The 12283-nt window shown below is 57.2% G+C and carries 11 protein-coding genes and 1 pseudogene; 2 read left to right on the top strand and 10 right to left on the bottom strand.

All coding sequences use genetic code 11. The features are described 5' to 3' along the window. Positions 1-25: 25 nt before the first annotated feature. Positions 26-178, bottom strand: a pseudogene (locus HY868_23805) (FKBP-type peptidyl-prolyl cis-trans isomerase). Between the two features lie 153 nt (positions 179-331). Between HY868_23805 and HY868_23800 the strand changes: the two are divergent. Further along, the gene (locus HY868_23800) at positions 332-946 is read left to right on the top strand and encodes a response regulator transcription factor (protein ID MBI5305177.1); all 615 of its coding nucleotides are present in this window, start codon (positions 332-334) and stop codon (positions 944-946) included. Between the two features lie 780 nt (positions 947-1726). Beyond that, positions 1727-2368 carry a hypothetical protein gene (locus tag HY868_23795; protein ID MBI5305176.1) on the top strand — a complete coding sequence of 214 codons (642 nt, stop codon included), beginning with the start codon at positions 1727-1729 and terminating at the stop codon, positions 2366-2368. Between the two features lie 91 nt (positions 2369-2459). Here HY868_23795 and HY868_23790 read toward each other — a convergent pair whose 3' ends face one another. The 9 genes from HY868_23790 to HY868_23750 form a co-directional block, all read right to left on the bottom strand. Continuing rightward, complete coding sequence (locus tag HY868_23790; protein ID MBI5305175.1) at positions 2460-2789, bottom strand: FKBP-type peptidyl-prolyl cis-trans isomerase; 330 nt, start codon at positions 2787-2789, stop codon at positions 2460-2462. A 242-nt stretch (positions 2790-3031) separates the two neighbouring features. Next, positions 3032-4768, bottom strand: a complete 1737-nt coding sequence (locus HY868_23785) for an adenine deaminase (protein MBI5305174.1) — start codon at positions 4766-4768, stop codon at positions 3032-3034. A gap of 67 nt (positions 4769-4835) precedes the next feature. After that, entirely contained in the window at positions 4836-5570 is a 735-nt protein-coding gene (locus tag HY868_23780; GenBank protein MBI5305173.1) for a nucleoside phosphorylase, read from the bottom strand. A 91-nt stretch (positions 5571-5661) separates the two neighbouring features. After that, the gene (locus tag HY868_23775; GenBank protein MBI5305172.1) at positions 5662-6648 is read right to left on the bottom strand and encodes an ATP-binding cassette domain-containing protein; all 987 of its coding nucleotides are present in this window, start codon (positions 6646-6648) and stop codon (positions 5662-5664) included. 58 nt (positions 6649-6706) lie between these two features. Continuing rightward, positions 6707-7693 (bottom strand): ABC transporter ATP-binding protein, encoded by a 987-nt coding sequence (locus HY868_23770; GenBank protein ID MBI5305171.1) that lies wholly within the window; start codon positions 7691-7693, stop codon positions 6707-6709. After that, positions 7690-8499: an ABC transporter permease gene (locus HY868_23765; protein ID MBI5305170.1), complete on the bottom strand. Its 810-nt coding sequence runs from the start codon at positions 8497-8499 to the stop codon at positions 7690-7692. Before HY868_23765 ends, HY868_23770 begins: the two co-directional genes overlap by 4 nt. A 125-nt stretch (positions 8500-8624) precedes the next feature. Further along, complete coding sequence (locus HY868_23760; GenBank protein MBI5305169.1) at positions 8625-9593, bottom strand: ABC transporter permease; 969 nt, start codon at positions 9591-9593, stop codon at positions 8625-8627. Positions 9594-9640: 47 nt separating this feature from the next. Continuing rightward, positions 9641-11398, bottom strand: coding sequence for a hypothetical protein (locus tag HY868_23755; GenBank protein ID MBI5305168.1), 1758 nt, complete (start codon positions 11396-11398; stop codon positions 9641-9643). Between the two features lie 46 nt (positions 11399-11444). Continuing rightward, positions 11445-12167: a GntR family transcriptional regulator gene (locus HY868_23750; protein ID MBI5305167.1), complete on the bottom strand. Its 723-nt coding sequence runs from the start codon at positions 12165-12167 to the stop codon at positions 11445-11447. Positions 12168-12283: the final 116 nt, after the last annotated feature.

Here is a 12283-nt window from a genome sequence, read left to right as displayed (position 1 = left end):
TTGAACATCCTTCGGGTTTTATATTTCAGTTTACGGCGAGTAATTCGACTTCGAACACGAGCGTCGCGTTCGGCGGAATCACCCCGCCCGCGCCGCGCGCGCCATATCCCAGGTCTGGTGGAATCGTGAGCTTGCGCTTGCCGCCAACTTTCATACCGGCGACGCCTTGATCCCAGCCCGCTTGACATCCGTTTCCAACCCAGATAAGATAGGATTGCGTTTATCCTCTAGTATTTCTCCGCTTCATGCAATTCATTCAATTTGATTCGGACTTGGTTTTGACCCGGAAACGATTTTGATAACGGGATTGCTCCCGCGAAAGGAGACGCCGATGCCCGAAACGATTGTTGCGCGTGTGCTGATTGCTGATCCCAGTCCACTCTTCCATGAAGGAATGAGCACATGCCTGAGAGAAGGAAAGCATTGTGGGCTTGGTATTGCCCAAACTCGCGCGGAAATTTTTCCTCAAGTTGCTACACTCCAACCTAATCTAGTTCTTTTGGGTTCACATCTTGAAGAACAAGAAGCCTTCCTCATTTGTCGAGAGATTGCACATCGTCAGTCGACTGTCAAGCCAGTCTTTCTAACTCCGCACGCCAATGATCCAATCTTTCAAGTAGACGCCGCTTTCGCTGGCGCGGTTGCCTGTTTGCCCCAAGATATCTCGCGCGAAGAATTTTTGGTGGCGATAGATGCAGTGATGAGAGGACACATACTGTTCTCACGCCAAATTTTGTCACTGGCGTTCGACCCAATCAAATTCACTGACAAAGAACACACCGTGTTGAAACTAATGGCGGACGGAAAAACTGACCGGGAAATTGCTGATGGACTGGTCTTGAGCGTCAACACCATTCGTAAACATTCACAACGCGTTTTGGAAAAACTTGGAGTTCATACACGCCAGCACGCTGTTCAACGTGCGCGGCGACGGGGGTTAATTTGACGTGGCACGATACAGTAGAAATATCTGGTGCATTGCAGTACGAAAAAATGGTGCAGTGCATATCTTGCTAAAGGAATCGGAAACTTGCTATACTCGCGATAGAGCTACGGCTGCGGTACACCCAAATGGGGCTCGTGACAATACACGTCTGAATTAGATTTGTCGATGAGTGGTATGTAAAATCCGTCCTGGACCAGCCGTATCTCGAACTGACCAAACACATAGCACTATTTGGAGGTGTTCGGTGAAAAGAAAACTGGTTCTGTTTGCAATCCTATCAGCAGCCATTCTTTTTGTTGGAATGATCATTTTGTACATTCCAACTGCATCCGCTAATTGGACATATGTGCTATGTGATTCTCAATACAAGTACTGGTGCGGTTTTGTAGACTATTCACCAAATGGAAGTGGTTGGTGGATAGACGCGCGCTGGCATATCGGCGGATGGGGTTATGGCGGTGCCAATGCATATAGGTTGCATGTCGCGCGAGACTGGGAATTGTACAACAATCAATGGAATTTGACGTGGAGTTGTCAAAATTGCACGGGATGGTTCTATGGTTCTGGTGGTTTGGATGCTTGGCGAACTATCGGATCAAGTCGCTGGGTCAACTATTACACCGCAGTACAGTTCCAGCATAAGTACGAGACCTGTCCGCCCTATCCATGCAGTTATTGGTGTAGTCCCCTTCAAGAACATTACCTATGGGATGGCTCCAGTATTGCTCGACCACTCGGTTGTAACTGACAATTGGAGTGAAAATTCGGAGGAGGCAGGTTATGCAATTTGGACAATTTCTCAAAATATCCGTTACCCTTGTGGTTGTCATCGCCATATTATTCCTTGCCTTAGAGGTACAAAGCGCGCAGCGCGCTCAAACATGGGCTCCTTTCACAATGATTTATCAACATGAAATCCCGACCGAAACTATTACAGCGCGCTTGAAGTGGACGAGCACATCGAATTGGTCTATGGAAATTACGTCCGACACAATCCATCGGAACGTTACCCAAACCGCGCCCATCATTAACTACACTGGACTCAAGACTGAATTTGTGAATGGGGTTTATTCGGTCGTGAATTCCTCCGGTCAAATTCAATCTCGGGAGCAAATCGAACCAGGTAAAGTCATGTCACCCGGTCAATGGTTAATGCCTGGGTATGAAGACACTTTGAAACAACGCGAGAATTTCATCCAGATCGGCATCTCGCCAGATGGAGAGAGACAATACCGCAAGCAAGAGAACCGTCAGTGCCCCAAAGACCCGCGAGGGAATCCATTTGATCCAGCATGTTCAGCGATCCAGACAATTATTACAGACATGACCTTCGGCAAACTTGGCGTGCCACTCGCGCGCACGGTGCGTATAGATAATCAGCTGGTTGAGAATTGGAGGGTTCTAGAGTTGACATTCAAATAGAACGAGCCGCGCGAGATAATTCAGCGCATGAGTCAATTGCAGAATTGGAACAAGAAACCCGCCAGGTTCAAATCCTCGGCGGGTTTTGCTTTCAATTCACCTCTATCAGCTCGACTTCAAACACGAGCGTCGCGTTCGGCGGAATCACTCCGCCCGCGCCGCGCGCGCCGTATCCCAAGTCTGGCGGAATCGTGAGCTTACGCTTGCCGCCGACTTTCATTCCGGCGACGCCTTGATCCCAGCCCTTGATGACCTGTCCCGCACCCAACGCGAATTCGAACGGTTGCATTCGATCGTACGACGCGTCGAACTGTTTGCCATTCGTCAACGTGCCGCGATAGTGCACCGTGACGCGTTTGCCCGCCACTGCTTCCGTGCCCGTACCGACTTGCAAATCCTCGATCAACAATTGATCAGCCAATTCAACATCCTTTCTGTTTTCGTTTGAAGGTTAGAACTCTGTTGTTCAGCCCTCCGAGCGCGAACGCAAAATAATAGATGCGAGTCTATCTCGTTTGCAATTTCTTGTCAATCGCATTGTTGGACAGCAAGCGTTCAGGCGTCATTGCGCGGAGCCGCGAAGCGTTTGCGACGACGCCATCCCCACCCAAGTCACTTACGTGTGCGCGCGATGCCCTACTCCAATAATTTCAACGCGATTTTTCATTCCCACGCCGGCAACAATTCTCGCGCTTCGGTATCCATCACGCCCTTGTCCGTGAATTTGAATTTCGGACTGACGCTCAACGCAAGAAGCGACAGCATCAAGAATGGTCGTTGATGCGACACGCCCAGGTCGCGCAACGCGATTTCGAGTCCGTCGAATTCACGCACGATCTCGTCGAGCGGCGCGTCGCTGATGAGACCGAACACCGGCAAATGCAACATCGCGATGAGTGTACCGTCGCGCACGACGGCGACGCCGCCATTCATTTCGCGCACTGCGTTCGCCGCGCGCGCCATGTCGTTTGTATCGTGTCCAACGACGAGCAGGTTGTGACTGTCGTGCGCGAAACTCGAAGCGACTGCGCCCACTCGCAAACCGAAATCTTTGATCACGCCGATTGATTTCGACGAGCCATCGCGCGCGATGACCGCGACGAGCGCGAGCGTGTCGTCGAGTCGTAGCTCGCCATTCTCGACGCGCACCGGCACGCGCTCCAAATCGGTGAGACTCGTCGTCGCGTTTTTGATCACAACTGCGTTCGCGGTCACGACCCCTCCCGCCCCCTCCCCTTGCCAAGGGGAGGGCTGGGGTATGGTCGCGCCATTCGACACAAAGCGGAAATCGCTCGCGGTGAACGGACCCGGCAACATCACACTCGCCGGCACCGGCGGCGTCATCGGCAAATCGCGCGCGATGAATGTACCATCCATCGCAACGCGCTCCCCGCCGACGAACACCTCGCGCGGCGGAAACGCGGCGAGTTCATCCATCACCGCGAAATCTGCGCGATAACCCGGCGCGATGCCGCCCAGGTCGCGCAAGCCAAGATAGCGCGCCGGGCGAATCGTCGCCGCGGCAATCGCTTCGATGGGCGATATACCCGCGTCAATCGCGAGGGCAACGATGAGCGAGAGATGTCCCTTGACCAACAACGACGGCTCGATGTCGTCGGTGACGAGCAGGATGCGCGAGCGGTCCGCGAGTTCGTTTACCGCCAAGATATTTTCGCGCGTACACGATTTCGTCTGCAACATCACCGCGAGACCTTTCGAGATTTGTTCGCGGATTTTTTCCGGCGTCGTCAGCGTGTGATCCGAAGTCACGCGCCACGTAAGGTACTGCGACAAATCGGTACCGCGCAAAGTCGGAATGTGTCCCTCGACCATCAAGCCCGCGTCGTGCGCCGCCTCAACCAAGCCACGCAAGCGCGGACTGTCCGCGAGCACCGCGCCGTAATCCATCACTTCGCCGAGCGCGATCACACCGGGTTCGCGCGCGAGTCGCGTGACGACGCCCGCATCGAACACCGCGCGCGTCCATTCGAGATCGGGCGAGGTCGCCGGGACGCAACTGGGAATCGCGTGAAAAATTCGCAGAGGCAAATTCTCGGACGCGCGAATCATCCACCGCACGCCTTCTTCGCCCGCGACGTTCGCCACCTCGTGCGCGTCCGCAAGCACCGTCGTCGTCCCGTGCGGCAGGACCGCTTGCGCGAATCCGCGCGGCGTGAGGTGTGACGACTCGATGTGCATGTGCGAGTCAATCAAACCGGGGACGATGACGCGCTGTCCCAGGTCGCGTTTTTCTTTTGCCGCGATATTCACCGGCGGTGCGCCTTCTTCGACGTACACAAATCGCCCATCACGCACGCCGACCCAGCCCTCGAACACGCGTAAACGAAACACGTCCGCGATGCGCGCGTTATGAAAAAGCAAATCCAAATGACCGAACATAATTTCCCTCATTTCCCTCATTTCCCTCATTTCCGTGTAAAAGGGAAATGAAGGAAATGAAGGAAATTTAGATTCCGCGCTCGGCGAGAATCTGCACCGCGCGCAACGCAATCGCGATCGCTTTCTTCTCGCCGATGCGAAACAGTTTTTCTTTTTCTTCGAGCGTCGGTTGCGCCGGCAACCAGATGTTGGAATCGGTCGAGACAATCGCGCCGACGCGCACGCCGCGCGCGCTGCCGACGATGAACAACAACGACGCCTCTTGCTCCGCCGCAACGATGCCGACGCTTTTCAACAATTCGTTCAGCGGCTTGTCTTGCACATAGTACGCATCGCGCGTGAAACCGATGCCGACGCGATACGGCTCGGTCGTTTCGTGCGCCGCTGCGACGAGCGCGTTCGTCACGTCGAGATCGCCGACCGCCGGAAATTCGACCGGCAAGTACACCTTCGACGTGCCTTCGCCGCGATGCGCTGCCGTGATAATGACCGGCGTGCCAATCGGAATATCGTCCTGGCGTCCGCCCGCCGAGCCGACGCGAATGAATACCTTCGCCCCGACCTTGACTAATTCTTCCAGCGCGATGGACGCGGCAGGTCCGCCGATGCCGGTCGAGCACACGCTCACATCCACGCCGTTTGTTTTGCCGGTGACGACGACGTACTCGCGATTGCGCGCGATCTCTTGCGCGTCGTCCATCTGCGCGGCGATGCGCTCGACGCGACCTGGGTCGCCGGGAAGCAACACGTAGCGCGCCACATCGCCGGGTTGACAACGAATGTGTTTTTGAATTTCAGTCACGGTGTCTCCTTTGGAAATGGGACGCGGACAAACGCGGATGAACGCGGATTTTTATTTTTATCCGCGTTTGTCCGCGTTCATCCGCGTCCAGTTATTTTTCATTTTTTACAGCCGCTCGAACCTGCTCCGCGAAATGGCACGCCGAGCGATGCGCATTCGTAAACTCGCACACGGGCGGCGCGTCGGTCTTGCACACGTCTTGTGCGAATGGGCAACGCGGATGAAAATGACAACCTGATGGCGGCGCGAGCGGCGAGGGAATCTCGCCGGCAAGACGCCGCGCGGGACGCGGACGCGCCGGGTCAGGCATGGGCGCGGACAGCGTAAGCGCGTGCGTGTACGGATGCGACGGTCGCGCAAACACATCCGCCGCGAATCCTTCTTCGACGACCGCGCCGAGGTACATCACCATCACGCGATTCGCCATCAAGCGCGCCACACCCAGGTCGTGCGTGATGAACAGGTAGGCGAGTTGTTCTTGCGCCTGCAATTCCTGCATCAACTTCAAAATCTGCGCACGCACCGACACGTCGAGCGCGGACACGGGTTCGTCCGCGACGATGAGGCGCGGCTGTGATGCGAGCGCGCGCGCCAAACCGACGCGCTGGCGTTGCCCGCCGGAGAGTTGATGCGGAAAACGCGCTGCGAAATTTTTCGGATCCAAGCCGACGCGTTCGAGCAGTTGCGCCGCGCCGTTCCGCGCCTGGGCGCGCGACAAACGCCGATTGTACATCAACGGCGATTCGATGCTGTCCGCAATTGTGCGTCGCGGGTTGAGCGACGCGCTCGTGTCCTGAAATACGGCTTGCACCTGCGCGCGGAACTCTCGCGCCTCATCGCGTTGCAACGACGCGAACGCGCGTCTGCGGTACTGCACGTCGCCGGACGTGGGCGGAAGCAAACCGAGGAGGACGCGTCCCAGGGTTGATTTGCCCGATCCCGATTCGCCAACGAGCGCGACCGTTTCGCCTTCGTTGATGGTGATCGAAACGCGATCCACCGCGCGCAATGTCGCGCTCCCGCGAAACAAGCCCAGCCGCACGCGAAAATCTTTGATGAGGTTTGTGCCGGTAAGCATAATTGTATCACAACCCCTCCTTCACCCTCCCCTTGGCAAAGGGAGGGAAGGGGTGGGGTCATCCCTTCCAGATTTCTTCCACCATCGCGCGGGCGACGTTCCAACACGCGACCGCGCTTGCGCCAGTTGCCACGAACGGAGGTTCTTGCTGGCATTGCGCCGATGCAATCGGACAGCGCGGCGCGAAGCGACAACCGGTGGGCAGTTCGTTCAAGTTCGGCACGGTGCCGGGAATCGCGAACAAGTTGGTCGTCGCGCTTTCGAGACTGACGGTGCTGCGCAGCAAACCCTGGGTGTACGGATGGTGCGGCGCGCGGAACAATTCACGCGTCGTGTTCGCCTCGACGATCTTGCCGGCGTACATCACGTACACGCGATCACACATTTCCGCGATGACACCCAGGTCGTGCGTGATGAGCAACAACGCCGCGCCAGTCTGGTCGCGTAGGTCGCGCATCAAATCGAGAATCTGCGCTTGCACTGTGACATCGAGCGCGGTCGTCGGTTCGTCCGCGATCAACAATTTCGGCGCGCACGCCATCGCCGCGGCGATGAGCGCGCGTTGCTTTTGCCCGCCGCTGACTTGATGCGGATAACGATTCACCATCAGCGCGGGATCGGGCAACCCAGTCTGCTCGACGAGTTCGAGCGTCCGCGCGCGCGGATCGCCAGGGTACGCATGCGCGCGCAACGGCTCGGCGATTTGATTGCCCAGCGTCATCAACGGATCGAGAAACGTCGCAGGGTCTTGGAAAATCATCGCCATCTGCGCGCCGCGCACGCGGCGTAATTCATCCTGGGACAGTTTCACCAGGTCGCGTCCATCAAACACGACTTGACCGCGCGCGATGCGCGCCGACGCGGTGGGAAAAAGTTGCATCAGCGAAAACGCGGTCATGCTCTTGCCGCACCCCGATTCGCCGACGAGTCCGACGATTTCGCCGCGCGCGACCGTGAATGACACCTCGTCCACGACGCGCAGCCAACCGCGCCGTTGATGAATTTCGGTGACGAGATTCCGCACATCCAAAATGATTTCGTTCATGCGGTCTCCTGCAAGCGCGGGTTGAGCGCATCGTTCAGCGCGTCGCCCAGGACGTTGAACGCGAGCACGACAATCGAAATCGCCAAGCCGGGAAAGAGCGCCATCCACCACGCTTGGCGCAAGTACGGTTGCGCAACGTTCAACATGCCGCCCCACGAAATCAAATTCGCATCGCCCAAGCCGAAGAAACTCAAACTTGCTTCGAGCAAAATCGCGGACGCGATGTCGAGCGAGCCGGTCACGATCACCGGCGCGAGCGCGTTCGGCAGAATCTCGCGCGCGAGAATTTGCAACGCGTTCATGCCGCTCAAGCGCGCGGCATCCACGAACGTCGCTTCGCGCAGACTGAGGATTTGCGCGCGCACGAGCCGCGCGATTTGGGGCCATGACAGAATCGCGAGGACGATGATTACTTTGAGAACGCCGCCGCCAAAGAACGCGACGATGACGAGCGCGAGCACAAAGCGCGGGAGTGTTTGAAAAAATTCACTGAGCCGCATCAGTGCGCCATCCACCCAGCCGCCGAAAAAACCGGCGAGACTGCCAACGATGATGCCCAGGATGCTCGCGCTGAGCGCGGCGGAGATGCCGACCGCGAGCGAGACGCGCGCGCCGAAAATCAACTCGGACAAAATATCGCGACCCAGGTGATCGGTACCCAGGAAATAATTTTTCGTGCCAGGCGACAAGAGCGCGTCTGCGCCGCCTTTGAACGGATCGAACGGCGCGACGAATTGCGCGAACACCGCGAGGACAATCGCGATGGCGACGAGACCGAGCGCGAGGAGAGTCCGGAGATTCGACATCGTTATGTCGTCTCTTGTGATTTGTCATTTCGAGGAGCGGTTTTTGCGACGAGAAATCTCGACCACAGCGGCGGGAGATTTCTCGCTTCGCTCGAAATGACAGAGAAAAGGAATGACATTTCGGATTACCTCGTGTATCGCACGCGCGGATCGAGCGCCGCGTACGCGAGATCGGTGAGCAGATTCGCGACGACGACGGTGAGCGAGACCATCAACAGAATGCCGGTCATCACCGGATAATCGCGCTTGGTGATCGAATCGAAAAGCAAACGCCCGATGCCGGGCCACGAGAACACGGTTTCGATCAACGCCGAGCCGGCGATCAGCAAGCCGACGTTGTAGCCGATGACGGTCACAATCGGCAGCGCCGCGTTGCGAAGCACGTGCGCGATGAGCACGCGCCACTCACTCAGACCTTTCGCGCGCGCACCCAGGACAAAATCGGCGTGCAACACATCGAGCATCGCCGAGCGCGTGATGCGCGAGAACAGCGCGATGAAACGCACCGAGAGTGCGCTCGCCGGCAAAATCAGGTACGGTAGCGTTTCGAGAAACGCGCTGAACCCGGTGGCAACCGAACGCGCGGAACGCATTCCTTGCGAAGGCAACCACGCGAGCGTGACGGCAAACAGAATGATGAGGACTTGACCCAGCCAAAAATCCGGAACGGAGTAGCCGACCAACGCGCCGACTTGCGCGAACACGTCCGGCAACTTGCCGCGCCCGCGCGCGGCGATGACGCCGAGCGACACACCGATGACGATCGCGGCGACGAGCGCGGTGAGCATCAGTTGCAACGTTGCGCCGATGCGATTGCCGATCAACTCCGCGACGGATAAACGATTCGCGAATGAGTAACCCAGGTTGCCGCGCGCCAACTGACCCAGGTACAACACGAGTCGCTCTTGCACCGGGCGATCCAAACCGAAATCCGCGCGCACCTGGCGAACGTACTCTTCGGGCGCAGGAAAATCGCCGACGAGCAACGTAACGGGATCGCCGGGCGCGAGCTGAATCAGCACAAAGTTGACGATGACGACGCCAAGCAAAAGCGGAATCGCTTGCGCGACGCGTTTAAGGATGTAGAGCCACATGTTGATTCACGTAGGGGCGAAGCATGCTTCGCCCCTACAAACGAACATTATTTGGGCATCCAAACCAAATCCCAACGATCGCGCGAATCAATGCCCGTCCACAAGCCGTTCAATTTCTTGGAGGCAAAGTCCACGCCTTCTTCATCGAACAGGACGAGACTGGGCATGTCATTCGCGAGAATCGTTTGCAGATCGGCGTACGCCGCCGCGCGCGCTTTAACATCCGGCGCGGTTGCGGCTTTGGCAAGCAGATCGTCTACCTTGGGATTCGAATAGCCGGTTTGATTGGTGAACTGCGCTTTGGTCGTCGTCGTGAGATAGAGCCGATGATAACCAATCGCTGGGTCGCCGGACGATACGAACGATTGAAGGGTGAGATCGAATTCCCAATCCAGGAATACTTTTTGAATCATCACCGCGCGTTCGAGCGGTTGCAGGTCCACGTCAAAGCCAATGTCCTTGAGATTTTCCTTGATGATTTGCGCGGCGGTCACGAATTGCGGTCGCGCCGAATCATACACCAGGCGCAACTTGGCGCGATTGCCATCCGCGCCGGCGGCGACGCCGGCTTTGTCGAGCGCGGCTTTGGCTTTCGTCACATCGCGCGGATACAGTTTGTCGAAATCTACCGCGGGATTGAGCAACCATTTGAAACCATCGCCGAGCGGTCCGCGACCGACACGCCCGATACCGTTCATGGATTGATCCACGATGCGTTTGCGATCAATCGCCATCGCCACGGCTTGACGCGCTTCGGCAGTGGACAACGCTTTGGTGCGCGTGTTCATCATCATGAAATCAATCGCCGGCGCGCCTTGTCCGCGCTTGGGCATCAACTTGGTGTTGGCTTCCAAACGCTTGACATCGGTCTTGGGCAGATAAAAATCCACGACGAAATCCACTTCACCGGTTTCGAGCGCGGTCGAACGGTTCGCGCCCTGCGGGATGATTTGGAACACGATCGCGTCGAGGTACGGTTTGTCTTTTTCGAAATAGTTGTCGTTGCGGACGAGCTTGATCGTGCTGCCCTTGTTCCATTCCGAGAATTTGAATGGACCGGTCCCGACCGGCTTGAGGTTCACCGCGTTCTTGGTCACATCGCCTTGCCCATCGTACAAGTGCTTGGGCAAAATCGGCGCTTCGAAAACAGTTTGCTGAATCATAAACGGCGCGTATGCGTCGTTCAATGTGAACACAATCGTCTGCGCGTCAGGCGCTTCGATGGACTTGATGCGCGCCGCGAGCGTGCGCGTGCGGGGATGCAGTTTCAGCAGGATTTCGTCGTACGAGTACTTGACATCCGCGCTGGTGAACGGTTTGCCATCGTGCCAGGTCACGCCGCTCCGCAATTTGAACGTGTACGTCTTGCCGTCGGCGGAAATCGTCCACGACTCGGCGAGTTGCGGCTGGGGTTGATAATTGCCGTCGAGCCAGACCAAGCCATTGAAAATTTTGGAGCCGACATCGCCGGCAGAATAGCCGGTTGTCAATCCCAGGTTCAACGTTTCGGGATCCGAGTCCATCGCGATCACCGCGATGCCGCCGCGCACAGGTTGCGCGGCTGCCGTGGTGGGCGCGGGCGCTTTGGTCGGTTCCGGCGCTTTGGTCGGAGCGGGCGCGACGGTGGGTGCAGTTGTCGGCGCAGGCGGTTTGGTCGGTTCCGGCGCTTTGGTGGCAGGCACTGCCGTCGGCGCGGGCGCGCTGGTCGGCGGCGCTTTCGTCGGCTCTGGTGGTGGCGTCGCGCAACCGACCACAATCAACGCCAAGACGACGCAGACCAACAGCAGTTTGATTGAACGAGACATTCTTTCCTCCTCTTTCGAATTTGGACCGGGAATTTTGCCGGTCGAATTATTTTCGTTGACGCGTGACGCTAACCTCCAAAAGTTCCGAATCTTGGAACGAGGTGCTGCAATAAATCGCCTGACCATTGGCGGTGAATGCCGTGTGCATCATTTTGAGTAGGGGACTCGCGCGTTTCACTTTCAACGTGTCCGCCAATGCTTTCGTCGCGGTCACCGCAAGGATGCGCGCGACGGTGTGATGAATGCGCGCCGCCGTCTGGCGTTCGATAAAGTTGACCATGTGTCCATCGAATTCGTTCCAATTGAGCGGCTCTGGACTCAACGATGGAGGCAACCAGTAGGTGATGTAAATCGCCGGGCGTTTGTCCGCGAGGTACAACAGCGACACGGATTGTAATGGTTCGTTTGAGGAAACCTGGAGAATTTGATGCGCTTGAGATGGTCCACGCGTAGCGACGATTTTCAAATCGCGGATGGCGGGCTTGAAACCGGAAGCCACAATCAGGTCGGGGATCGGGAGCATTTGGTGCAAGCCGGTCTTCAAGTGTTGCGGCGCGGGAGTGAGGAACGTACCGATACCGTGTTGGCGCACGACGACGCCATCGCGCTCTAACGTCATCAACGCATCACGAATCGTGTTGCGACTGACGCCCAGCGCTTGGCTCAACTCGGTTTCGCTCGGCAATTGATCGCCGGCTTGGAGTCTGCGCTGGCGCGTCAAGACGAGGATTTGATCACGCGCTTGCACGTACAGTTGCGATCTGAGCATGGGGAGAAACGCTCCTCGGCAAAAGAGGTTGGACGTCCAACGACTAGACCGATTCTACAGCGGGGCGGTGAGTTTGTCAATTTGGGGCGAAGTAAAAGGCAGGGCTTGCAGTCGCG

The organism is Chloroflexota bacterium (assembly GCA_016219275.1).
GTDB lineage: Bacteria > Chloroflexota > Anaerolineae > UBA4142 > UBA4142 > JACRBM01.
This window is presented reverse-complemented; position numbering and strand designations above follow the sequence as displayed.